18 protein-coding genes and 1 pseudogene are annotated in these 23,849 nt (G+C 70.9%); 10 read left to right on the forward strand and 9 right to left on the reverse strand.

The genetic code is table 11. The features are described 5' to 3' along the window. Positions 1-3 precede the first annotated feature (3 nt). Genes KYK13_RS19785 through KYK13_RS19795 form a run of 3 tightly spaced genes read left to right on the forward strand, consistent with a single transcriptional unit; the run spans position 4 to position 3,134 of the window. Positions 4-1,533, forward strand: a complete 1,530-nt coding sequence (locus KYK13_RS19785) for a DNA polymerase Y family protein (RefSeq protein WP_223631582.1) — start codon at positions 4-6, stop codon at positions 1,531-1,533. Positions 1,534-1,591: 58 nt separating this feature from the next. Continuing rightward, entirely contained in the window at positions 1,592-2,125 is a 534-nt protein-coding gene (locus tag KYK13_RS19790) for a hypothetical protein (RefSeq protein ID WP_223631583.1), read from the forward strand. 34 nt (positions 2,126-2,159) lie between these two features. Then, the gene (locus KYK13_RS19795) at positions 2,160-3,134 is read left to right on the forward strand and encodes an NAD-dependent epimerase/dehydratase family protein (RefSeq protein ID WP_223631584.1); all 975 of its coding nucleotides are present in this window, start codon (positions 2,160-2,162) and stop codon (positions 3,132-3,134) included. A gap of 297 nt (positions 3,135-3,431) precedes the next feature. On the opposite strand, the gene KYK13_RS19800 is transcribed toward KYK13_RS19795, so the two are convergent. The 4 genes from KYK13_RS19800 to KYK13_RS19815 form a co-directional block, all read right to left on the reverse strand. Further along, the gene (locus KYK13_RS19800; protein WP_223631585.1) at positions 3,432-6,323 is read right to left on the reverse strand and encodes a CARDB domain-containing protein; all 2,892 of its coding nucleotides are present in this window, start codon (positions 6,321-6,323) and stop codon (positions 3,432-3,434) included. Between the two features lie 158 nt (positions 6,324-6,481). Beyond that, complete coding sequence (locus KYK13_RS19805) at positions 6,482-7,990, reverse strand: ATP-binding cassette domain-containing protein (RefSeq protein WP_223631586.1); 1,509 nt, start codon at positions 7,988-7,990, stop codon at positions 6,482-6,484. A gap of 276 nt (positions 7,991-8,266) precedes the next feature. After that, complete coding sequence (locus tag KYK13_RS19810) at positions 8,267-9,358, reverse strand: SPFH domain-containing protein (protein WP_223631587.1); 1,092 nt, start codon at positions 9,356-9,358, stop codon at positions 8,267-8,269. Beyond that, positions 9,349-9,849, reverse strand: coding sequence for an NfeD family protein (locus tag KYK13_RS19815; protein ID WP_223631588.1), 501 nt, complete (start codon positions 9,847-9,849; stop codon positions 9,349-9,351). Before KYK13_RS19815 ends, KYK13_RS19810 begins: the two co-directional genes overlap by 10 nt. A 201-nt stretch (positions 9,850-10,050) precedes the next feature. On the opposite strand from KYK13_RS19815, the pseudogene KYK13_RS38885 reads away from it, so the two are divergent. Together KYK13_RS38885 and KYK13_RS19825 are read left to right on the forward strand one after the other, a co-directional pair. Continuing rightward, positions 10,051-10,134 (forward strand): annotated as a pseudogene (locus KYK13_RS38885) (hypothetical protein); the annotation flags it as partial. Positions 10,135-10,198: 64 nt separating this feature from the next. Beyond that, positions 10,199-10,675 (forward strand): hypothetical protein, encoded by a 477-nt coding sequence (locus tag KYK13_RS19825; RefSeq protein WP_223646957.1) that lies wholly within the window; start codon positions 10,199-10,201, stop codon positions 10,673-10,675. A 144-nt stretch (positions 10,676-10,819) separates the two neighbouring features. On the opposite strand, the gene KYK13_RS19830 is transcribed toward KYK13_RS19825, so the two are convergent. Next, positions 10,820-11,110, reverse strand: a complete 291-nt coding sequence (locus KYK13_RS19830) for a hypothetical protein (protein ID WP_223631589.1) — start codon at positions 11,108-11,110, stop codon at positions 10,820-10,822. A 234-nt stretch (positions 11,111-11,344) separates the two neighbouring features. Between KYK13_RS19830 and KYK13_RS19835 the strand changes: the two genes are divergently transcribed. From KYK13_RS19835 to KYK13_RS19845, 3 genes are all read left to right on the forward strand, one after another. Next, positions 11,345-14,359, forward strand: a complete 3,015-nt coding sequence (locus KYK13_RS19835) for an error-prone DNA polymerase (protein ID WP_223631590.1) — start codon at positions 11,345-11,347, stop codon at positions 14,357-14,359. A 160-nt stretch (positions 14,360-14,519) separates the two neighbouring features. Beyond that, positions 14,520-15,269, forward strand: a complete 750-nt coding sequence (locus tag KYK13_RS19840; protein ID WP_223631591.1) for a hypothetical protein — start codon at positions 14,520-14,522, stop codon at positions 15,267-15,269. A gap of 854 nt (positions 15,270-16,123) precedes the next feature. Further along, the gene (locus tag KYK13_RS19845) at positions 16,124-16,576 is read left to right on the forward strand and encodes a hypothetical protein (RefSeq protein ID WP_223631592.1); all 453 of its coding nucleotides are present in this window, start codon (positions 16,124-16,126) and stop codon (positions 16,574-16,576) included. 8 nt (positions 16,577-16,584) lie between these two features. Here the strand turns inward: KYK13_RS19845 and KYK13_RS19850 are convergent, their stop codons facing one another. Beyond that, on the reverse strand, positions 16,585-17,328 hold the full coding sequence (locus KYK13_RS19850; protein ID WP_223631593.1) for a phytanoyl-CoA dioxygenase family protein: 744 nt from the start codon (positions 17,326-17,328) through the stop codon (positions 16,585-16,587). 50 nt (positions 17,329-17,378) lie between these two features. Beyond that, a complete protein-coding gene (locus tag KYK13_RS19855; RefSeq protein WP_223631594.1) occupies positions 17,379-19,040 on the reverse strand; it encodes an acyl-CoA dehydrogenase family protein in 1,662 nt (553 codons plus the stop codon). A gap of 67 nt (positions 19,041-19,107) precedes the next feature. Between KYK13_RS19855 and KYK13_RS19860 the strand changes: the two genes are divergently transcribed. Next, a complete protein-coding gene (locus KYK13_RS19860) occupies positions 19,108-21,012 on the forward strand; it encodes an ATPase (RefSeq protein WP_223631595.1) in 1,905 nt (634 codons plus the stop codon). Here the strand turns inward: KYK13_RS19860 and KYK13_RS19865 are convergent. After that, positions 20,952-21,800 carry a WbqC family protein gene (locus KYK13_RS19865; RefSeq protein WP_223631596.1) on the reverse strand — a complete coding sequence of 283 codons (849 nt, stop codon included), beginning with the start codon at positions 21,798-21,800 and terminating at the stop codon, positions 20,952-20,954. The genes KYK13_RS19860 and KYK13_RS19865 overlap by 61 nt on opposite strands. 20 nt (positions 21,801-21,820) lie before the next feature. Next, positions 21,821-22,630: a phytanoyl-CoA dioxygenase family protein gene (locus tag KYK13_RS19870; RefSeq protein WP_223646672.1), complete on the reverse strand. Its 810-nt coding sequence runs from the start codon at positions 22,628-22,630 to the stop codon at positions 21,821-21,823. Positions 22,631-22,728: 98 nt separating this feature from the next. On the opposite strand from KYK13_RS19870, the gene KYK13_RS19875 reads away from it, so the two are divergent. After that, entirely contained in the window at positions 22,729-23,691 is a 963-nt protein-coding gene (locus tag KYK13_RS19875) for an alpha/beta fold hydrolase (protein ID WP_223631597.1), read from the forward strand. Positions 23,692-23,849 lie beyond the last annotated feature (158 nt).

The following is a 23,849-nucleotide window of genomic DNA, read 5'->3' on the forward strand; positions in this document are numbered from 1 at the left end:
GCCATGCGGAGGGGCTACCTGCACGTCACGCGCTTCCCGGTGCAGCGCAAGGTCATTGAGTCGCCCGCGCTCGCGGGACAGCCGCTGGTGCTGGTGGAGGAGGTGCGCGGCCAGCGCCGGGTGGCCTTCGCCTCCACGCGCGCGCTGAAGGTCGGCGTGCGGCCGGGGATGACGCTGACGGCGGCCACCGCGCTGGAGCCGGCGCTGCAGTCCTTCCCATACCGGCCGAAGGACGAGGCCCAGGCGCTGGCCGCGCTGGGGGAGTCGCTGCTCGGCCTGTGTCCGGGCTTCCAGCGCGACGCGCCGGAAGGCCTGTGGTTCGACGCGAGCGCGGCGCACCTGGTGGGGGGGGAGCTGGAGCTGGGCGCGCGCGTGCTGGGGGTCTGCGCCGGGCTGGGCTACCGGGCGCACGTGACGGTGGCGTCGGAGGCGTTCACCTCGCGGGTGCTGGCGCGGCATGGGGCCCGGCGGGTGGAGGTGGTCGCGGAGGGGCAGGGCGCGCGCGCGTTGGCGCCACTGCCGCTGGGCGCGCTGGAGGCCCCGGCGGCGAAGGCCTTCTCCGTCCTGGGCCTGTCCACGCTGGGGGAGGTGGCGGCGCTGCCGGCCGGAGCGGTGACGGCGCGCGGAGGCGCGGGCGCGGCCCGTGCCCATGCGCGGTGCCGGGGCGTGGACGACACGCCCTTCACGCCGGAGCCGCTGGAGGAGGCGTTGGAGGACCGGGTGGTGCTGGACGCGCCCGCGGACACCTTCGAGCCCGTGCAGTTCGCGCTCAAGACGCTGTTGGACCGGCTGGGCGCGCGGCTCTCCGGGCGGCAGCGGGCGGCGGTGCGGCTCACCTTCGTGCTGCGCCTGGACCCCACCGGCGAGGCCCAGGTGCCGCTGTTGCTGGCGCGTCCCACGGCGCGAGCGAAGCTGCTGTTGGACCTGGCGCGGCACCGGCTGGGGGAGCTGCGGCTGGAGCGGCCGGTGGCGGAGGTCGCCGTGCGGGTGGACGCGCACGACGAGGACTTGGGGCAGCAGCTGGCGCTGGGGGACGAGCCCGAGGGGGACATGGCCCTGGAGGGCGTGCTGTCGCGGCTGGCGACGACGCTGGGCGAGGAGGCGCTGTTCGCGGCGTCCCTGGAGGCGGTGCACCGGCCGGAGGCCGCGCACGCGCCCCGGGCCTTCCACCCGCCGGAGACGCGGCGCGGCCTGCTGTCCCCCTCCGGCCCGCTGGCGCCGGAGCCTGCCGCGCCCGTCACCGTCTGGCGCGAGGCAGGGGCGGCCCGGGAGCGGCCGTCGCGGCTGCTGGCCCGGCCGGCCCGGCTGGACGCGGAGGTGGCGGCGTCCGGGGAGATGCTGGCGGCGCGGCTCGCGGGGCGGCGGCACCGGGTGACGGCCATGGCGGGGCCGGAGCGACTGGGCGGCGAGTGGTGGACGGACACCCCGTACCAGCGGGACTACTACCGCGTGCACTTCGAGGGGCTGGGGCCCGCCTGGGTGTACCGGGACGGGCGGGACGGAGGCTTCTACCTGCAGGGGTTGTTCGATTGAGGGGCGGGCGGGTGCGGTCGGGGTGGAGGCCCCGCCGCTTGTGGCCTAGCGTGACGGCATGCGCCCCGCACGACTCCTTCCGCTGCTCCTGGTGTCCCTCGTCCTTTCGGCCTGCGCCGCCCGGCAGGTGCGCCCGGAGGGAAGCATCCGCAAGGTGGTGGTGGTGGCGGGCTCGCGCGTGGACGTGCTGCCCACGGGCACGTTCCGCCAGGACATCATCGGCGAGAGCAACCCGCGCACGGTGCTGGCCCGCCAGGCGGAGTCGGAGCTGCTCTCGCGCGGCTTCGATGTCGTCGCCACCCGTCAGTCCCAGGCCCCGGTGCCGCTCACGGACGAGGTGTCGTCCTTCGTCCAGCAGAACAAGGCCGAGGCCGCGGTGGTGGTCATCCTGGACTGGCTGGACGTGTCCGGCGCGACGGTGCTGAACCGGGTGGACGTGGTGCTGCGGCTGGGACTGGTGGATCCCAACGGCCAGGTGCTCTGGACGGACACGTTCCATTCGCAGCCCATCGTGAGCGCCTACCAGTCCGCCACGGACTGGAACTCGTTCCTGCGCCGGGCCGTCATCGAGGCGGTGCAGGCGGTGCCGTGATGGCCGTCCTCCTTTCACTCGGGAAGAGGGGGGCATGCGGGTCCTGGTGACGGGCGCGGCGGGCTTCATCGGAGCCCACGTCTGCGAGCGGCTCCTCGCCCGGGGCGACGCGGTGGTGGGCCTGGACGCGCTGGACGCGGCCCCGGGGGACGTGGCGCTCCGGCGCTCCCGGCTCCAGCGGCTGGCCGGTGCGCGTGGCTTCACCTTCCTGGCCGGGGACATCACCGACGCGGCCCGTCTGGGCGAGGCGTTCACGGCCGCGCGTCCGGAGGGCGTGGTGCACCTGGCCGCGCGGGTGGGTGTGCGGGCCCCGGACGCGGAGGCCCCGGCCTACGCGGACACCAACGTGACGGGCTTCGTGCGGGTGCTGGAGGCCTGCCGCGAGGCGAAGGTCGCGCATCTGGTCTACGCGTCCTCCAGCTCCGTGTACGGCGCGGCCACGCCCGCGCCGTTCCGCGAGGACGCGCCCGTGGATCAACCGCTCAACCTCTACGGCGCCACCAAGCGCGCCAACGAGCTGATGGCGCACGCGTACAGCCACCTGCACCGGCTGCCCGCCAGCGGCCTGCGCTTCTTCACGGTGTACGGGCCGTGGGGGCGGCCGGACATGGCGCCGCTGTTGTTCCTGCGCGCGCTGGCGAAGGGAGAGCCCCTGCGGCTGCACGGCGACGGGCGGATGCGGCGCGACTTCACCTTCGTGGACGACGTGGCGGAGGCCGTGCTGCGCGTGCTGGACCGGCCGCCCTCGGGAAGCCCGCCGCACCGGCTGCTCAACGTGGGGCACGGCGAGCCGGTGGCGCTGGGGGACTTCGTGGGCCTGCTGGAGCGGTACTGGGGTGCGAAGGCCCACGTGACGTCCGTGCCCGCGCAGCCCGCGGAGATGGCCTCCACGTGGGCGGACACCTCGCGGCTGGAGGCGGAGACGGGCTTCAGGCCACACGTGTCCGTGGACGCGGGCGTGGCCCGGCTGGTGGCGTGGTACCGCGAGTGGAGCGGCACCGTCCGCTGAAGCTTGTACGAAAGAGGGGCGCGCCCAGCGGCGCGGCCTGCGGAGGGATGGCGTTGACGGAGCCGCCCACCGAGGCGCACTCATCGGGAGCCAGGGGCGGCACCTGCACCGAGCCCAGCCGCGGCAGGGGGGGCGACTCGATGGGCTCCCAGTGGATGGCGGACGCAGATGGCGTGGCCACCGTGGAGAACAGCAGGTCCACCGGATGCGGCGGCGCGGGAAAGACAATCGCCGGCCAGGGAGTCCCCTGGCCGACGATTCCAGCTCAACCGATGCGGGTTTCCGCTTGGGAAGCCCTTACGGCGCCTGTCCGATGGACGTGGCCATCGTCAGCGCATTGTTGTCCTCGATCAGCTCCTGCAGGGTGTTCGGCCCGTCGACGATGGCGCCGAGGTAGAGCGACTGCCCGGGCGTGGCCGCGGGGGGACGGTTGAACGACCCCTGCACGGGCAGCGTGGTGCACTGGCCCACGGCCAGCGCGGGCACCATGACGCCGCCCACGGGCATCTGGACCTGGGTGTACGGCGGCTGCCCCTGGCCGGGCACGTAGGGGGACTTCTCGGTGGAGATGACCAGGTCCAGCGGCACGGAGCCGTAAGTGGACACGTTGCCTTCGTTGCAGATCTTCACCTGCGCGCTGAAGGCGCTGTATGGCGTCGGGTTCGTGGGGGCCGTCACCGAGCGCACCACCAGGTCCGGGCCGTTGCCCAGGACGAGCCGCGACGTCACGCGGGTGTTGTTGTCCTCACGCAGCTCCATCACCTGATTGGTGCTGTCCACGCGGGCCCCCAGGTAGAGCGGGCTGTTGGGCTCGGCGTAATACGGCGGGGGCGCGGAACCGCTGACCGGCGTCGTCACGCACTGGCCCGCGGCGAGCGGAGGCAGGGACACCTCGCCCACCACGGACTCCGTCGCTCCAGGGGACGGGAACTGCGTGGGCAGCGTCTCGCCCGCGGACACGACGCCCATCACCCGCGAGGGACCCGCCGGATCCGTCCCCGTGTTGCAGACCGTCACGTTCAGCGTGACAGGGCCATACGGGATGGCGCTGGTGGGACCGGTGACGTCCGTCACCACGAGGTCCGGGCCGTTGCCAAGGAGGAGGGGACCAGCGACGCCCAGGTTGTTGTCCTCACGCAGCTCCTGCTGCTGCGCGCCCACGTCAGCCAGGGCCACCAGGTACAGCGGCTGCGAGGGGGGAGCCCCGGGAGGGGGCGCGGCGGCGTACACCGACTTCGTGTACAGCGCGCAGGCGCCCGGCTGGAGCGAGGACACCTCCACCGAGCCGATCTGCATCTGGGACGGAGGCGGGCCCTGGACGGGCGACACCGCCGTGGGCGTGGTGGACAGGAAGAGCCCCACCGTGGAGTTCGGCGCGAACTGGGTGCCCTCGTTGCAGACCTGCACGTCCGTCCACAGCGAGGTGGCGGGCTTGACGCTGGAGGGCGCCGTCAACGTGCGCACCACGAGGTCAGGTCCGGACCCCATGCCGATGCGGGACAGGGCGGACACGTTGTTGTCCTCACGCAGCTCCAGGAGCGATGCGCGCGGATCCACCACGGCGCCCACGTACAGCGTCGGGTTCGGCATCGTCGCTCCGGGCGGCACGGTGCCGTAGCTGCTCACCTGGCGGGTGATGCACTCACGCGGCTCCAGCGCGGGCACGTTCGCCGAGCCCGCCATCATGGCGGTCATGGGCGGCGGGCCCGCCGTGATGGCCAGCGAGGGCTCGCTCGTGATGTACACCTCCACGAGCGAATCCATGGAGCGCGTCGTTCCCACGTTGCAGAGCTTCGTGGACACCGTGAACGGACCGCTGAGCGGCAGGTTGGTGGGGGCCTCCAGCGTGACGACCGTGAGATCAGGCTGGGTGCCCACGCCCACCAGCGTGTCCGCGCGCGTGTTGTTGTCCTCGCGCAGCTCCTGCACGCTCCGGGGCAGGTCCACGATGGCGCCCAGGTACAGCGGCTGCTCGCCGGGCGGCGAGTACGGGCGGTAGGCATATCCCTGCACCGTGCGGGTGGCGCACTGGCCCACGGACAGCGGCGGCACGTTGGCGTTGCCCACCGGGGCCTCCGTCGGGGGACGGGGCTGGGACGACGGGGCCGCCAGCGACGTCCCCGTGGACAGCACCACCATCACGTCCGCCGAGTTGGAGGACTGGGTGCCCGCGTTGCACACCGTCACCGTGGCCTGGAGCGGGTCGCCCTGACGCACGCTCGCGGGCCCCGTCACGGAGCGCACGACGAGGTCCGGGCCGTTGCCCACTCCCACCAGGCCCTGCACGAACGCGTTGTTGTCCTCGCGCAGCTCCACCACGTTCGCCTGGGCATCCGCGATGGCGCCCAGGTACAGGGGCGTGCCCGGCGGCACGGGCGTGGGCGGCATCTGGACGTTGCCCATGATGGGCTCCATGCGGCACTGGCCCGCGGCCAGGCTGGCAATGGATGTGCCGCCGAGCATCGCCTGCGTGGCGGGGGGCGGGCCGGACGGCGACGGCATCGTCACGCCATTCACCGTGGACAGGTACAGCTGCACGGCGGCGACGGAGCTGGACTCCGTGCCCGTGTTGCACACCGTCGCGGTGGCGCTGAAGGACTGGCCCGGCGCCAGGCTCGCCGGTGCATCCACCCGCGTGACGATCAGGTCCGGGCGGGAGCCCACGCCCATCAGGCCGCGGACGAAGCCGTTGTTCGTCTCATCCGACTCCTGCACCGCCTGGAACGCGTCGACGATGGCCCCCAGGTAGTAGGCGCCGTTGCCCGTGAATCCCGAGGGAGGAGTGATGTAGATGCTCAACGAACGGCTGACGCACTGACCCGCGTACACGGTGCCCACGTCCGTCTGGCCCTGGAGGAGCTGTTGGGTGGGAGGAGGCGGCGTCCCCGGCCCCGGCATCTGCTGCGTGGGCGTGGTGGACAGGTACACCTGGAGCTGGGTGTTGGCGTACACGGCCTGGTCACCGGTGTTACAGACCTTCGCGGTGACGCTGACGGGCTGGCCGGGCTTCGCGTTGTCCGGAGCCGTCAGCTCCGTGATGCGCAGGTCCGGACCGGGCATGAGCGCGCGGGCCTGTTGCTGGAGCGGGGGCGATTCCTCTTGCTCGACCCCCTCCGAACAACCGGTGAGCGCGAGCACGCCCGTGATGAAGAGACACGAATGCCGCCATGGCGGCGTACGCCGAGACATACGGACTCCTGGAATGGGGGGACGAAGACGATACAGACCCGGTGTGACATCCACCGGGCCTGCGCGTCTCTTCTAGGACTGAGCCCCCACTGGAGAAAACGTGTTTCAGCGTTTTCCCGACAGTGTCTGTCTTCACTCCACCCCGGCGGCCGGGTGGCTCATTCCACCTCGACGCGTCCGTTCGCGACCAGCCAGCGCGTGGTGGTGCAGGCGCGGGCGAAGGGGGCATCGTGGGTGACGAGCAGCAGCGCGCCGGGGTAGTCGTGCAGCGCCGCCTCCAGCCGCTCGATGGACGGCAGGTCCAGGTGGTTGGTGGGTTCGTCCAACACCAGGGCCCAGGCGTGCTGGCCCAGGCCGCGCGCGATGGCCAGCTTGCGCGCCTCGCCGGGCGACGGCTGTCCGGACCCGAGCAGCCGGTGCGGATCCACGCCCAGCGCGGCCACCAGGGACATCACCCGGCCGCGCTCCTCCGGAGGCAGCTCGCGCACCGCATCGAGCATGGCGCGCGTCTCCTCCGCGCTCAGGTCCTGGGGCAGGTACAGCAGCTTCTCGCGGGGCACGCGCGCCTGCTCCAGCAGGGCCTTCAGCAGCGTCGTCTTGCCGGCGCCGTTGGGGCCCTCGATGCGGATGCGCGCCTCGCGGTCCACGTCCAGGCGAGTGGGCCCCAGCACCTCCACGTCGCCGGCCTTCAGGCCCGGCGTGTCGAAGGTGAAGAGCCACGGGTTGGGCGAGCGCACGTAGTCCACGAACACGGAGCGGCCCACCGTCTTGTCCACGGTGAAGGTGCCCACGGCGGATTCAGCGCGCTCCAGCTCGCGGCGCTTCACGGTGACCTGGTGGCCCAGGCGCGACTCCGCCCAACTGGCCTTCGTGGATGCCATGATGGAGCGCGCGTCGCTGTCGTTCTTGTTGCGCATCCGCCGGCTGGTGCTGCGCGACAGGGTGGCGCCCTGGTGCTCGCGCCGGGCCTTGTCCAGCAACTGCGCGGCCCGGTCGCGCTCCGCCTTGGACTGCTGGTGGGAGGCGATCTCCGCCTCGCGCTCCGCCTCCCAGTGGCCCTTCGCGGCGGAGTAGGCGCCCGGGTACAGGTGGGCCTCGCCGCCGTGCACGCGCAGCGTGGCCTGGGTGAGCGTCTCCAACAGCTCGCGGTCGTGGGACACGACGACGCCCACGCCCCGGAAGCGGCGCAGCGCGGCCACCAGCCACGTGCGCGCCTCCGCGTCCAGGTGGTTGGTGGGCTCATCCAACAGCAGCACGTCCGGCTCGCGGGCGAGCGCCGCGCCCACCTGCCAGCGCTTGCGCTCGCCCGGGGACAGCGTGGGCCAGCGCTCCAGCGCGGTGACGTCCAGGCCCAGCTGGCCCTGGAGCCTGCGCGCCAGCGCGTCCCAGGCGTCCGCGAAGGCGGTGATGTCGGGCGTGAGCTCCTCCACGCCCTGCGGACACAGGCACACGAGCGGCGAGTCCGGCTCGAACTGGAGCTGCCCGGACGTGGGCTTCAGCTCCCCGGACAAGAGGCGCAGCAGGGTGGACTTGCCGGCGCCGTTGGGACCGACGAGGCCCGTCCAGCCCGGGGCGAGGTGGAACTCCACGTCCGTGAGGACGGGGATGGCATCAGTGAACGAAAAGCACACGTCGTGCGCGCGCACGGAGGAAGAGGACGAGGGCATGTGAAGCGACTCCTGAAACCGGAAGCCAGCGCACACGCCCATCAGGGCGCGCGGCGGCGGGGTACAGCGGGGGACCGGGGTTTCAGGCGTGCAGCTTCAAGGGTCTGCGGACCTCGTTCAGGGGAAGATCTCTGACATCTCCCCGCGTGGACAGCCGGTGCTTCAGGTGCAGCATGCGGCACGGCCCGGGCGGATGACAAGGCCGGACGTGTGCCGTGGCGCGGGCACCGACGGAAAAACGCCGGTGCCCTGACAACGATTCCCGCGGGGCGGGGACTACTCCTCCGACGGCGGCGGCTGCACCCGGCGCGTGGCGGGGAGGGTGGAGCTGGCAGCCGCGTTGCGGGCCAGGGCCTGGGCGCTCAGCGCGGCGGCCGATGGAGCGGGCGCACGGGGCGGGAGCGCCTGGGGCGCGGCGGCCGGGGCGTCTTCCTTGGCGAAGACCTCCTTCAGCGTGGCGATGGAGCCCAGCGCGGCGGTGGCCTCGTAGGGGACGAACATCTTGTTGTCGCCCTTGCCCAGCTCCTGGAGCGTCTCCAGGTAGCGCAGCGCCAGCACCTCCGGCGTGGCCCGGCCGGTGTGGATGGCCTCGAAGGTGAGGCGGGTGGCCTCGGCCTTGCCCTCGGCCTCCAGCATCACGGCGCGCTTGTGGCCCTCCGCGCGGGCGATCTCCGCGTCGCGCTCGGCCTCGGCGCGCAGGATGCGGGAGATCTTCTCACCCTCGGCCTGGAGGATGGCGGCGGCCTTGTCGCCTTCGGCCTTGGTGACCTCGGCGCGGCGCTCGCGCTCGGCGGTCATCTGCTTGGCCATGGCGGACTTGATGGCCTGGGGCGGTTCGATTTCACGCAGCTCCACGCGCGTCACCTTCACGCCCCACTTCTCCGTGGCCTCGTCCAGCACGTTGCGCAGCTTGGAGTTGACCGTCTCGCGGCTGGTCAGCGTCTGATCCAACGTGAGGCCGCCCATGACGTTGCGCAGGTTGGTCATGGTGAGCTGCTCGATGGCGAGCGCCAGGTTCTCCACCTGGTAGAGCGCCCGGCTGGGGTCGATGATCTGGTAGTAGATGACCGAGCCCACCTCCATGTTGACGTTGTCATGGGTGATGACCTGGACGGTCTCGAAGCCCATGACCTGCTCGCGCAGGTCCACCAGGGTGTTGCGCGTGAAGCGGTTGCCGGCGCGCATCTCCATGGCGCGGGGGCTGTCCATGAAGGGGATGAGGATGTTGAGGCCGCTGGAGGCCACGTGGTGGAACTTCCCCAGCCGCTCCACGACCATCACCTTGGCCTGGGGAACGATGCGCACTCCGGTGACGAGCCCGAACACGACAGCCGCGGCCGCGACGAGCAGAACAATGGTCAGTCCCATCCTGCGTTCTCCTTCTTCTTCTGACGCGCCGGTTGCAGCGCGACTTCGGGGGACGCAGACGGGCGTCGCACCCACAATTTGAGGCCTTCGATCTGCTCCACCGTGACGCGCTCGCCCTCGGGCAGGGGCCCGGACAGGGAGCGCGCCATCCACAACTCGCCGTTGATGCGCACGGTGCCTCCGGGCCCGTCCTCCAGCGCTTCGGTCACCACCGCCTCCTGGCCCAGCATCGCCTCCACGCCGGTCTTCAAATGCACGGCGTCCCGCATGAAAATGTTCTTGAAGATGGTGCGGGACGCGCCGAAGAGGATGGCGGACACCAGGGTGAAGGCGAAGAGCTGGCTGTTGAGGCCCAGGCCCGCGCCGGCCACCAGGGCGGCCATCAGCGCGCCCACGGCGAACCAGAGCGTCACGAAGCCGGAGAGCTTGATCTCCAGCACGCCCAGGGCGATCGCGGCGATGAGCCAGAGCTGCCAGGCGGTGGGGTCCATGGGGTCCTTGTTTGGCAGCCGCTTCGGTCCTCTGTCAAACCGGGCGGGCAGCTGGAATCAATCCGGAAGGAGGGTGGGGTCCGGGCAAGGACTTAAGCGGGTCCCAGCCGGGGGAAAATCAGATGCCCTCCCTGTCCATCCGTGGCGCGAGATTGTACTACGAGGACAGTGGAGGCCCTCCAGGGCCATTGTCGCTGCATCGTGTACGACCACCGTGGACAGGACCTGAGCGAGCCTCCGCCTGGCGGCTCGGTCATCGACCTGCGCACCGTGTACGAGGACGCGGTGGCGGTCATCCAGGCCCTGGGGCTGGCGCCGTGCCACTTCGTGGGCCAGTCCATGGGGCCTCGTGGGCTTGAGGGTGGCGGCGCGGCATCCGGAGCTCCTGCACTCGCTGGCGCTCCTGGCCTCATCCGCCGCGGCGGAGCTGCCACTGACGCGGGCGCGCTATCGGGTGCTGTGGCAACCCCATGCGGTCAACGCCGCGCTGGGGGATTTCCTGGGGGAGGTGGAGCGCGCCTCGCTCCAGGCTGTGGCGATGGCGGCGGCGAACCAGCCCCGGGCCTCGGGCGCGCGGCAGACCGCCTCCGATTCCTCGTCGGTCCGAGCGGGCTTCGCGGAGGCCTGCGGTTCGGAGGGCTGCACCGGCAGCACGCCACGGCAGATGCCGTATTCGCCGCAGGTGATGATCGAGCTGCCCATGGCGCAAAGCAGGGTACAGGACCGGGTGGGCTTGCACTGGACATCACAGTCGGGCGGCAGCGCGCTGGCGGTCAGCGGCGCGAGGACCTGGATGAGAGGCAATGACACACCCGGCGCCAGATGAGGTCTGGGGCGGAAAGACAACATTTGGGCGGATGCTCTTTCATTCGCGGCGGCAGCGGAATCCGTTCTGAGCCCTGACTTTGGCCGGAAGTACCTCCTGGAGGCGGTGTGGATACCGCTCCAGGAGGTGGGACGAAGGTGAATGTCAGCCCTGGGCCTGCTCGACGGGGGCGCGGCAGACGAGCTCCGCGTCATCTGCCTGCGCGGGCGCGGGCTGCTGCGCGGATGCCTGCGGCTCGGACGGGGCGACTTGCAGGAGGCCGCTGCAGATGCCGTACTCGCTGCACCGGATGATCTCGCCGCCGTTGTCGCAGAGCAGGCCGCAGGAGCTGGTGGGCTTGCACTGCTCGGGGCAGGGCCGGGGCGCGGCGCCAGCGGTCAGGGGAAGGAGGAAGAGACCGACAGCGCCAGCGAGAAGGGTCTTGGTGTGCTTCATGGTGGGAACTCCTGTCTGCTTGGGTTGAACGGCGTCCTGCAGGAATTCATACGCAATCCAATCGCTGTGCTGGTCGCGGGCGGGCGAAAAAACAGCTCGGCGCCAGGTGTCACGGACAGGGCTGGGGGATGTCTGTCTTCAGTCCGCGCGTCTGGAACAACCCATGAAGTCGCCCTCTCGCCGAACGGCGATCCAATCTAGCGCCTGAACGCCTGCTCAGTATCCTGATCCGGCGTGAGCTACGCCGAGCTGGTGTGCCGATCCCACTTCTCCTTCCTGCATGGCGCCTCCCATCCGGAGGAGCTGGTGGCCACGGCGGCCCGGCTGGGACTGTCCGCGCTGGCGCTGACGGACCGTGACGGGCTCTACGGCGTGGTGAAGGCGCATCTGGCGGCGAAGGAACGCGGCGTGAAGCTGATCCTCGGCGCGGAGCTGACGCTGGAGGATGCTCCCCCGGTGGTGGTGTACGCGCGCGACGCGGCCGGGTACTCGAACCTGTGCCGGCTGGTGTCCCACGGCCGGATGACGCACCCCAAGGGGGAGGCGGGCGTGCCCTGGCGCAAGGTGGCGGAGCACGCGTCGGGGTTGCTCGCGCTGTTGCCGGCCCCCGCGCCGCTGGAGGCGGTGGCCCCGCTGGCCGAGGCGTTTCCCGGGAGCTTCCACGTGGGCCTGAGCCGCTCGCTGTCCGCGGGGGACGCGGTCCGGGAAGCGCGAGCGGAGGCCCTGGCCCGGGCGCTGGGCGTGCCCCTGGTGGTGCACAACGACGTGCACACGCACCACCGCGACCGGCAGCCCCTGCAGGACGTGCTCACGGCCATCCGCCATGGGGTGACGGTGGATCAGTCCGGCACGCGGCTGTTCCCGAACGCGGAGCGGACGCTGAAATCGCCCGGGGACATGGCGAGGCTGTTCGCGGACCGGCCGGAGGCACTGGCGCGCACGGTGGAGTTGGCTTCGCGCTGCGAGGCGTCCCTGGATGCCCTGCACTACCGCTTCCCGGAGGAGGACCTGCCGGAAGGCCGCACCGCGGACGAGCACCTGCGGGTGCTCACGGAGGCGGGCCTGCGCGCGCGCTATCCGGGGGGAGTGCCTCCGGAGGTGACGAGGCAGATCGAGCACGAGCTGCGGCTCATCGCGGCGCTGGACTTCGCGGGGTACTTCCTGTCGCTGTGGGACATCGTGATGTTCGCGAGGGGACGGGGCATCCTGTGCCAGGGGCGGGGCAGCGCGGCGAACTCGGCGGTCTGCTACGCGCTGGGCATCACGGCCATTGATCCGGTGCGGATGGGGCTGCTGTTCGAGCGCTTCCTCAGCATGGAGCGCAAGGAGCCGCCGGACATCGACGTGGACTTCGAGCACGAGCGGCGCGAGGAGGTGCTCCAGTACGTCTACGAGAAGCACGGCCGCCGCCACGCGGGCATGGTGTGCGAGGTGATCTGCTACCGGGGGCGGCTCGCGTTGCGCGAGGCGGGCAAGGCGCTGGGGCTGTCGTTGGATCAGGTGGACCGGCTGTCGCGGGTGGCGTCGTCGCACGGCTTCCAGGTGACGCCGGAGGTGCTCCAGGAGGCGGGGCTGTCCCCGACGGACGGGCGGGTGCAGCGGACGCTGTCGGTGGCGAAGGAGCTGGAGGGCGTGCCCCGGCATCTGTCCATCCACGTGGGCGGCTTCGTGATGACGCGCGAGCCGCTGGTGGACCTGGTGCCGGTGGAGAACGCGGCGATGCCGGGGCGCACGGTCATCCAGTGGGAGAAGGACGACATCAACGCGGTGGGCCTCCTGAAGGTGGACCTGCTGGCGCTGGGCATGTTGACGGCGCTGTCGCGCTGCTTCGCCCTGATCCACCAGCACTACGGCCGCGAGCTGTCATTGGCCACGGTGCCGCCGGAGGACCCGAAGGTCTACGACATGCTGTGCGAGGCGGACACGGTGGGCGTGTTCCAGATCGAGAGCCGCGCGCAGATGAACATGCTGCCCCGGCTCCAGCCCCGGACGTTCTACGACCTGGTGGTGCAGATCGCCCTCATCCGGCCGGGGCCCATCGTGGGCAACATGGTGCACCCGTACCTGCGAAGGCGGCACGGCCAGGAGCCGGTGACGTACGCGAGCGAGGACGTGCGCGGCATCCTCCAGAAGACGCTGGGCGTGCCGCTCTTCCAGGAGCAGGCGATGCGGCTCGCGATGGTGGCGGCGGGCTTCAGCGCGGGGGAGGCGGACGGCCTGCGGCGGGCGCTGAGCCACAAGCAGGCGGAGACGCGCATCCTCCCGTACCGGGGCCGGTTCGTGGAGGGCTGCGAGGCGTGCGGCTACACACGGCGGCAGGCGGAGGAGTGGTTCGATCACTTCCGCGGGTTCGCGCACTACGGGTTCCCGGAGAGCCACTCCGCGAGCTTCGCGTTGATCGCCTATGCGTCCAGTTGGCTGAAGTGCCACTACCCGGCGGCCTTCACCGCGGCGCTGCTCAACTCCCAGCCCATGGGGTTCTACGCGCCGCACACGCTGGTGGCGGACGCGCAGCGGCACGGCGTGGAGGTGCGGCCGGTGGACGTGCGCCGTTCGAACTGGGATTGCACGTTGGAGGACGGGGCGGTGCGGCTGGGATTGAGGATGGTGCGGGGGCTGGGCGAGTCCTCCGGCCGGGCGGTGGAGACCGCCAGGCGGGGGGACTACACGAGCGTGGGGGACCTGGCACGGAGGGCGCGCATCCCCCGGCATGAGCTGACGCGGCTGGCGCTGGCGGGGGCGCTGGCGTCACTGTGCGGGGCGCGGCGGCAGGCGCTGTGGGAGATACAGGCGCTGGGCCCGCTGGACGCGGACGACCTGTTCTTCGGGATGCCCATGGATGGCACGGCGGTGCGGTTGCCGCCCATGGACGTCCAGGAGCGTGTGGTGGCGGACTACGACACGGTGGGGTTGTCCCTGGAGAAGCACCCGATGGAGCTGCTCAGGCCCACGTTGAAGCGCATGGGGGCGGTGACGGCGGAGGGGTTGAAGCGGGTGTCGGCGGGGCGGCGGGTGAAGGTGGGGGGGATGATGATCTGCCGGCAGATGCCGCCCACGGCGAAGGGGATCTGCTTCATCTCGCTGGAGGACGAGACGGGGATCGCCAACCTGGTGGTGCCCTCGGAGGTGTATGCGCGGTGCAGGCAGGAGATCCACGGCGCGCTGTTCCTCGTGGGGGAGGGGACGCTGGAGCGCTCGGGGAAGGTGACGAACGTGAAGACGCGCAGCGTGGTGTCCGTGCGTCAGTGAGCAGCGAGGAGCCCCGTGCTACATCTGCACGTCTGTTCCTGTGATCCGTGAGGGAGGGGGCGGGAAGGCCCACGGGGGCATGGAACAACCCGTATTGCTAGCGATATAGGTTGCTTCTGTCTGGAGTGTAGTAGCGTGGATCAGAACGGGAGGGTACTCAGTGCGCAACAGTCTTCGGTGGTTGGGGTCGCTGCTCGATCGCGTGGGCCTGTCGGAAGTGGTGGAGGAGGCGAGCGATTGGGTGCGGTACTATGCGCAGGGCAAGCCGCCGGTGAACGAGCCCGCGCCGACCCGCGTCTCCCGCCCGGTGCACTCCGAGCCCCCGCGCGCGTCCGTGCATGAGGTGATCGAGTCCCTGCGCAACGCGATCCCGGATCGTCAGGTGGACGCGACGGTGGTGGAGATCCCCTTCGAGGGCCGCATGGAGCTGGCGCCCGCCGCCCGCCGCAAGACGGCGCCGAAGGCGAAGAAGGCTGCGAGCAAGAAGAGCGCGGCGAAGAAGGCACCGGCCGCGAAGAAGGCGGCGCCCGCGCGCAAGAAGAGCGCGGCGAAGAAGGCCCCTGCCGCGAAGAAGGCCGCGCAGGGGGCGAGCGAGGACGCGGTGTCGGTGCTGGAGTCCGCGCTGCGCGGCCACGCGCGCCAGAAGGACCTGGTCTCCGCCGGCAAGGAGAAGGATCAGCTGCTGCGCTCACTGATCCCGCTCTACCTGGCGAAGGCGCTGGACGTGGAGGTGACGTCCGGAACGACGTCGCGCTTCTGGAGCGGGCTGGGCGTGACCTACGCCGCGCCGAACGCCGCCAAGGCCCTGCGTCTGCATGCCGGCTACGCCCAGGACACCAAGAAGGGCAAGGCCATCACCGCCAAGGGCATCCGCTACGTGGAAGACGCCCTCGCGCAGGCCGCGAAGTAGCGCATGTCAGTCCCGATGCCGCGTCTTCCGAACAGCAGACGCGGCACGGTGCAGTTCGCCGTCAGCATTCTTGTTGGGGCTGCTCTCCTGCGCGGGCGCGAAACGCTATTACTTGAGCGAAGAGCTGCGCCGAAGAGAGGACAATTCCTTCCTCTCCATCGCGCCGGGCCCCTGGCCAGAGGTTCCTGCGGTCATTGAAGACGTGGCTCACGTTCCAGATGATCTGGTCCTGAGTACCTTGTCTTCTCTCAAGGGGCTTCCCGGGGCGGTGGATGCCTGCGAAGCGTCAACAGGTCGTCCCAGAGCGGATGCCACCGAGTACTGCGTTGCCCTCTATCGCACCCCCAGGGACTGACGTGTCTCCTGGCCTGTGCGCAGCATGTCGGGAGCATCGAAAACCTGCTGGCCGCCCTTTGGTGGCGTGGATGACGCGGATTTTGGCGATGACCTGCCTGTTTTTGGCTATGCGCACAACCACCCGTGTGGAGCGGGAGCAAGCAGCCAGGATCTGGAGAGCTGGCCGCGACTGAAGGCTGGCGAGGAGGGCTGGGTGCTGGTCGCTTATGCCTCTACGCCCAGCGGGCGACTTGCTCGAGACGCTCGCGGCGAGCCCATCCCAGCATGGGGTTGGCTCGCCACGGGGCCACGGAGTGCGCCGCGCTTTTACAAGTGGAACCCGTCAGGAGCGGTGTTCCGCTGGACGGGACGTGAAGCCGGGTGGACCTTCCAGGCGACATGTCGCCCCGCTACCTCCAACATTCTCCGTCGCAGTGGAGTGATGCCGACATGTACTCCCGACCTGACCTGGTAGCGGCACAGGCAAGGTTCTCGACTCCATTCGGAGCGCACCCGTGATGATTGGTTCCATGCTGCTGCTGGTGGCCGCGCTGCTCGCGGACGCGGGCACACCTCTTCCGTCTCAGAAGGGAGCCAAGGCGGATGCGGGGGCCCCCGCAGTGCCTCGTCTCGTCCCTGCGCTGGATGCGGGGACGTCTGCCTTTGAATGGCCGGAGGACGTGGAGCCCATGGCGACGCTGGATGGACCCGCAGTCCTGGCGTCCCATGCGGCCCTTCAGGACGTCGTGAGTCGCTTCCCCAAGGATCGCAGGAATGAGTGCATCTTCACGGCGCGAGCCCTGGAGGTCGTCGTGGGCAAGGGGAAGGGCGTCTACATCGTCCGGGTGAATCGGCGAGTCGACCACTGCGAGGGAATTGGGCCTGGAGGCAACTTCGAGCTCGACTGGTTCGAGCTCTACGCCGTCTCACCCGAAGGACGAATCATCGAGCGGTATCAGTACTCGCCGTGAGCCTGCCCTCAATCCCTCGCGGACCGTGAGCCGGGGACGGGCAGGTTGTCCGTCCGCCGGTACGTCGCCACCACGGAGTACTTCGTGTCCCCCGTGTGGTTCCGGCTGGCCGCGTGGAACAGCCGCGCGTGGAAGAGCAGCACGTCCCCGGGGGACAGCCGCACGTATTGCGCGCCCTGGATGAGCGCCGCGTTCTCCGGCAGCTCCGGTCGCAGGAACAGCTTCGCGTCGTAGCGCTCCGGCGCGAACTGCATCCGGTGCGTGCCGGGCAGCACCTTCAGGCCGCCGTTCTCCGGCGCCTCCGCCCCCAATGCCAACCACGTGGAGATGAGCTCCGGCCGCTCGAAGGCCCAGTAGCGCACGTCCTGGTGCCACCCCGTGTCCGACGAGAAGCGCGGCTGCTTCGTCATCACGCAATTGTGATGCGCCCGCGCCTGCACCACCGGCCCGTCCAGCAACTGCCCCAGCGCCTCCAACACCCGCGCGTCGTCGAACCACGCCGCGAACAGGGGCGAGCGCCCATGGGCCTTCAACAACCGCCGCACCGTCCGTCCGCCCTCGGCTTCGAGGCTGGCCGGCGAGCCCGGATAGGCCACGTCGGCCTCGTACTCCACCGGGCCGCCGCCGGAGGCCAGCTGCTCCAGGATGACGGCCCGCATCCGCTCGCACGTCCCGCTGTCCACGAAGGACGGCAGCACGAGATACCCATCGGTGGCGAAGCGCTGGCTCTGCTCGGGGCTCAGGACGGACATGGCGCCCGCTTCTTAATGGGGGCGCCCGCCGTCTGCACCTGTCGTGATGCTCAGCCCAGCAGCCGCGAATCATCCAGGTCGATCTCATCCCGGATGAGGTCCACGCCGTTCTGCCGGAACCGCCGCGCCGCCGCCCGGCTGCGCGGCCCGTGCCCGTGCTCCAGGCACCACTGCGCGTGCTCGCTGAGCAGCGCCAGCTCCAGCGTGCGCCCCAGCGTCATGGAGAAGCGCCGCGCCCCGGCCTCCATCGTGGTGGGGTTCGCCATCGCGCCGGACACCCACGCCCGCGCGTGCTCCAGCGCGTCGTGCGCCGTCTGCACGCACGGCCGCAGGCCCGCGTCCGTCACCTTCGACAGCCGGCCCTCCACCTCGTGGAAGAACGCCTCCAGCGTGCCTTCCTTCGCCAGCGCGCGCAGCGAGTCCAACGACAGCACGTTCGTCGTGCCCTCCCAGATGGACAGCACCTGCGCGTCCGCCTGGATGCGCGGCAGGCCCGTGTCCTCCACGTAGCCCGCGCCGCCGAAGGACTCGGACACCTCCGACGTGATGTGCACCACCTGCCGGCCCGTCGTCAGCTTCGCCAGCGGCGTCACCAGCCGCTGCAGCAGCAGCTCCTGCTCCGTCGCCGTGCGCGTCTCCAGCTTGCCGAGCAGCTCCACCGCGCGGAACGCCAGCAGGAAGCCCGCCTGGAACTCGGCCTCCAGCCCCGCCAGCGTGTCCACGTGCAGCGGCTTCTCCGACAGCGGCGCGCCGAACTGCACCCGGCGCTTCGCGTAATCGTGCGCCAGCGCCATCGCGCGGCGCATGCTCCAAGTCGCGCCCATCGCGTTCCAGGTGCGCGTCACGTTCAGCATCATCGCCATGTTGCGGATGCCGTCCGTCAGCCCCGCCACCGGCACCGCCAGCGTCCCGTCCAGCGTCAGCTCCGCCGTGGGCACCTTGCGCGTTCCGAACTTGTCCTTCAGCCGGTTGATCTGGATGCCATTGAGCCGGCCCTGCGCGTCTCGCGTCTCCACGAAGAAGAGCGCCAGCCCCTTGCCGCCAGGGCCGTTGCCCGTGGGCCGCGCCAGGGTCAGCGCCATCTGCGCTGTCGTCGCGGACGTGAACCACTTGGTGCCGTAGAGCCGCCAGCCATCGGGGGACTGCCGCGCCTCCGTCAGCGTCAGGCCCACGTCCGAGCCGCCCGTGCGCTCCGTCATCCACTGGCCGGACGTCCAGAACGTCGCCGGATCCCGCGACGTCAGGCGGGGCAGGGCGTGGTCGATGAGCGCCTGGTTGCCCAGGGACAGGAGCGACCGCGCCGCGCCGTCCGTCATCGCCAGCGGACACGAGTAGACATCCAGCGACGGCTGCACCAGGTAGTTCAGCGCGAACTGGTGCACGCGGCTGAGCGCACCGCTCTTCTGCTCGTAGGCCACCGCGATCAGGCCCTTCCTCGCCGTCAGCGCCTCCGCCTCCTTCCACAGGGGCGTGACCTCGATGTGGTCGATGCGCTGTCCCCACGGGCTCCACTGCGTGAGCACGGGCTCGTTCAGCCGGTCGCGCTGCTGGAACTCGTAGAAGTACTTGCCCCCCAGCTCGCCCAGCTCGCGGAAGTCATCCTGGAGCGAGCGGAACAAGTCCCCTGGAAGGGTGCGGGCAAGGTAGCCCTGCAGGAACGCGTCGTCGTCGTACTGGTTGCCAAGAACGGGGGGCGCCTGGAAGAAGCTCATGGGCCGAAGTTAACACCGCTGACACGACGGTGGGGTACAGTGGTCGCCCCCTCCCGCCGGAGCCGTGATGAGCGACTTTCCCCGCAGGCCCCCTCCTGGCCCAGGTTCGTCTTCTCTCGACGCCGAGCAGGACCCCAATCGCAGCATCACTCCCCTGGAGACGCCTGCCGCGTCGGCGAATCCCGTCCTGGCGCCGCCTCCCCGTCCGCGCCAGCCCCCCGTGGCCGGCATGCCCCTGGGAGGGTCTCAGCCCCCGGAGCCCACGCGCTCCAGGGCCGCGCAGCCCGCGCCGCTTCCCTCTGTCATCTTTGATCCAATGCCGCGCCCTCGGGTGCCCCCCGCGCAGTCCGCGAGCGTGGCCCCTCCGGCGCCGCCGCCCTTCGACGGGGAGATGTTGGACGTGCAGACGGAACGGCGCACCGCGCCCCCCGGTCCCCCTCCACCGCCCCCGGAAGGCGACCGGCGGGGTGGGGCCTCCTTCGCCTCCTCACAGGACCCCGAGCGCCGCGCGGCCCCAGGGCCGGAGCGTCGCGGCTCGGACGCGGATCGCCGGGGTCCGGCACCGAGCCCGGGGGGCCCCGACCGGCGTGGCGCGGGCGCGGCCCCGCAGGGCTATGTCGGCCCGGAGCGTCGCGGCTTCCGGCGTGGTGAGGCGTCGGATGCCCCGGCGACGAACCGCTTCTGGCCCGCGCAGCCGAAGTCGCTCCAGGATGCCGGCCTCACCACCACGTTCGTGGAGGAGCTGGTCCTCAAGGCCATCTTCTTCGCGGGCGAGATGCGCGGCATGGATGTGGCCACGCGGCTGCAGTTGCCCACCACGCTGGTGGACGAGGTCATCGAGGGCCTGCGCCGGCAGAAGTACATCGACATCCGCGGCGGTGGCTCGTCCGGCGTGGGCCGCTCCACGATGATCTACCAGCTCACGACCTTCGTGACGGACGTGCTGCGGCAGATCCTGGACCGCAACCGCTACAACGGTCCGGCGCCCGTGCCGTTCAACGAATGGGTCGCGGCCGTGAAGCAGCAGACCGTGCGCGGCAACCGCATCACGCGCCAGCGCATGCAGGACAAGTTCGGCGACCTGATCATCCGCGACTACATCTTCGACGGCATCGGCCCGGCGATGAACTCCGGACGCGCCATCTTCTTCTACGGCCCTCCGGGCAACGGCAAGACGGCCATCTGCCAGGGCATGGTCAACTGCTACGAGGGGGACATCTTCGTCCCGCACGCGGTGCTCATCGACGACTTCGTGGTGAAGATGTTCGACGCGAACATCCACCGCGCGGTGGAGGACGAACCCGGCGCGCCTTCGTACGACCGCCGCTGGGTGCGCTGCCGCCGGCCGCTCGTGGTGGTGGGCGGTGAGCTCACGCTGGAGATGCTCGACCTCGTCTACACCCCGGAGGTGAAGTACTACGAGGCGCCGTTCCAGATGAAGGCGTCCAACGGGATGCTCCTCATCGACGACTTCGGCCGCCAGAAGGTGTCCCCCAAGGACCTGCTCAACCGGTGGATCGTCCCGCTGGAGAGCGACGTGGACATCCTCACGCTCCACACCGGCAAGAAGATCCAGGTGCCCTTCGACGTGTTCGCTGCCTTCTCCACCAACCTGGACCCCAGCGCCCTCGTGGATGACGCCTTCCTGCGCCGCGTCCGCTACAAGCTGGAGGTGCAGCGCCCGGACGAGGAGCAGTTCCACGAGATCTTCCAGGTGATGTGCAAGAAGCGCGGCGTGCCCTACGACGCGCGCGCCGTGGACTACCTCATCGACGAGCACTACCGCCCGGCGAACCGGCCCTTCGCCGCGTGCCAGCCTCGCGACCTGTTGGATCAGGTCATCGACATGGCGCACTACCAGGGCATGTCGCCGCGCCTGGAGCCCGCGCTGCTCGACGCCGCCGTGCGCAGCTACTTCGTGCGCTTCGACAAGCCCCAGACGTCCTCGCCCACCTCCGCGTCCGCCGGCTGAAGCGGCTGGGGGCCGTCCCCCGCGAACGGCCCCCACGGCGACGGCTGGAGCCACTCGCGCACCGTCTCCACGGGGACGTTGGCCAGCACGTCCACGATGGACAGCCCTGTCACGAAGCGACCCTCGCGCCCCTGCGCGTAGTCCGGGTGGCGGAAGCGCTGCCACAGCAGGCGCACGTCCGCCGCGCGGAAGCGCTCCGGCTTCAGGTACACGGTGGAGCCCGTCCCCGAGTAGTACGTGTGCGCGCCCGTCTGGAGGCAGTACTCCACCAGCCGCTGCGTCTTGTCCTCGCCCCGGCGCTCCAGCGTGGAGGAGCACACGAGGTTCGGCTGAAGCCCCAGCGGCGCGTAGAACAGCGCCATGCTGGACAGCAGCACGCGCAGGAGCGACCCCGGCCCGGACTCGCGCGCGGCGGCGTCATAGAAGGGCTCCAGCAGCGGCAGCACCTGCGCTCGGAAGCAGGGCCGCCCTCCGTAGAGCGTCACCAGGGACTGGAGGTGCTTGCGCGCCCAGGGCTGGCTCGCGTCCACCGCCAGGTCGCGGATGCGCGTGTCGCGGTGCGGATCCTCCAGCGGGATGGACAGCCACTGGAAGCCCGGCTCGGACGGGGGCGGCATGGGGACGCCGTGGGGCAGGGCGACGCGCGTGCGGCGCTGCCAGCCGCGCCGGAGCCACTGCACGTCGTCGAGCACCACCAGGGTGCCGGCGCGAGCCACCTGCTCGTAGAAGTCCACCCACGGCAGGTAGTGGGGCTGCTCGGCGACGAGGACTCCAGGGTGTCCGGACACGGCCCGGATGATAGGGCCTTTCAGCCGCCGCGCGGCGGGTGGCGGAACACCGGGGGGAAGACGCGGGGGGCCTTCTTCTTGCGCACGCAGGTGGTGTCCGCGCTCATGTAGCAGGCGGAGAACGCGCGCCGCCGCTGTCCGGGCCGGCCGCGTCCGGAGCGATGCCAGACGTGGTTGTGCACGAGCAGCGCCTCTCCGGCACGCACCGGCAGGGACACCACGTGTCCTTCCGCGTCCTCCGCCTCCACGCGATCCTGCGGAATCACGCCTCCCAGGGCCGTCACCAGCCCCGCGCGATGGCTGCCGGGGATGACCTCCAGGCAGCCGCCGCCTTCCGGCGCGTCATCCAGCGCGGTCCAGATCTGGAGGTCCGGCTCGCGCGTGAGGCCCCACAGCTTTCCACCGTCCTGGTGGAAGGGCAGGTTGCTGCCGCCCGCGGGGCCCTTGTGGAAGAGGATGGCGCGGTAGAGGACGATGTCGCCGGGGATGCGGGCGCGGGCGATGCGCTCGAACAGCGGGTTCTCCAGCCACGCGAGGAAGCGCGGATCCTTCTCCAGCTTCTCCAGCTTGCGGTACTCCAGGGACGGGCCCTGCCAGCCCAGCCCCAGGGGCGCGTCCTCGTAGCGGCCGGTGGTGGCGTCCGGCTGGAAGAACATCCCCGGGTACACCACACGGCCGAGCATCAAGTCGTCCGCCCGCTCGCGCAGGGCCTCCACGCCCGCGTCGTCCAGGACCCGGCCCAGGCGCGCGTAGCCGTGCGCCCCGTAGTGGGCGAGCGCGGCCGCCACGTCCAACCCTTCCGCCTCCGTGCTGAGCATCTCCGCCACCATTGCCCCAAGCACCGTGCGCGTCCAGTCCGGCCGTGAGGGCGGGGGAGGGAGCCCTCGGGCCTTGCACCCGCGCCTGCCCGGCCGCATGGTGGGCGGGGATGCCCTATCGTCGCGCCACGCACTTCGTCTCCGCCCCGGATGGTACCCGGGTGGCGGTCCACACCCACAGCTCGGGCATGCCGGAGGAGAGGCGCGACGCCCTGCTCGCGGACCGCCCCACGGTGCTGCTCACCAACGGCATCGGCACGTCGGAGAACTTCTGGCGCCACATCGTCGCCGACCTGGAGCAGGACCACCGCGTGGTGCACTGGGACTACCGCGGCCACGGCATGAGCGAGGAGTCGCGCGACGGGGACTACCGCGTGAAGGTGCACGTGGACGACCTGGAGCGCATCACCGAGGCGGCCATGGCGCGCGGCGACGGCCGGCCGCCGCACCACATCGCCTTCTCCATGGGCGTGCGCATCCTGCTGGAGCTGTACCGCCGGCGCCCGGACCTGGTGCCTTCCATGACGCTCATCGCGGGGACGCCGGGTGTGCCGGGCTCGGCGGATCCGCGCTGGGGGCCTCGCGCCGTGCTGTCCGCCGCGAAGGGCTTCCTCGCCGCGAGCACGCCATGGGTGCCGGTGGCGGCGCCCGCGGTGAGGGCCTTCCTCGCCAGCCCGCTGGCGGATCCGTTCGCGAGGGCCGTGGGAGCGCTGCGGCCCCGGGCTCCGCGCGAGGACATCGCCGAGTTCCTCGACGCGCTCTATCACATGAGTGTGCAGGCCTATTGGCGCACGCTGCGGGGCCTCACCGAGGGCCACGCCTGGGACGTGCTCCCATCCATCCGGGTGCCCGTGCTGATCATCGCCGCGGCGAATGACGTCCTGGTGCCCCTGACGGAGGTGCAGCGGCTGCACCGCGCGTTGCCCCAGGCCGACTGGCTCCAGGTGGATGACGCCGGCCACGCGGGCCTCCTGGAGGCCGGGACCGAGATCGCCCAGGCTGTGCGGGGTTTCCTGGATGCACATGGGTTGGAGGCTTCGGACCCCGCGCAAACCCCCGTCACTCCAGGCTGAACGCGCTTGGGTCCGGACAACCCATCTGGGCTGTCGAATCCTGAGAAACCGGCGACCTGGAAGGTCCCCTGGACGTGAGCCAGAAGTCACAGGGTGGGGTTTGCGTCGCCCTGTAATTTTGTGGTTTGGAGGAGGCTCAGTACTCAACACGGAGTCTC

Origin of the sequence: Corallococcus sp. EGB (assembly GCF_019968905.1) — a bacterium.
Taxonomy (GTDB): domain Bacteria; phylum Myxococcota; class Myxococcia; order Myxococcales; family Myxococcaceae; genus Corallococcus.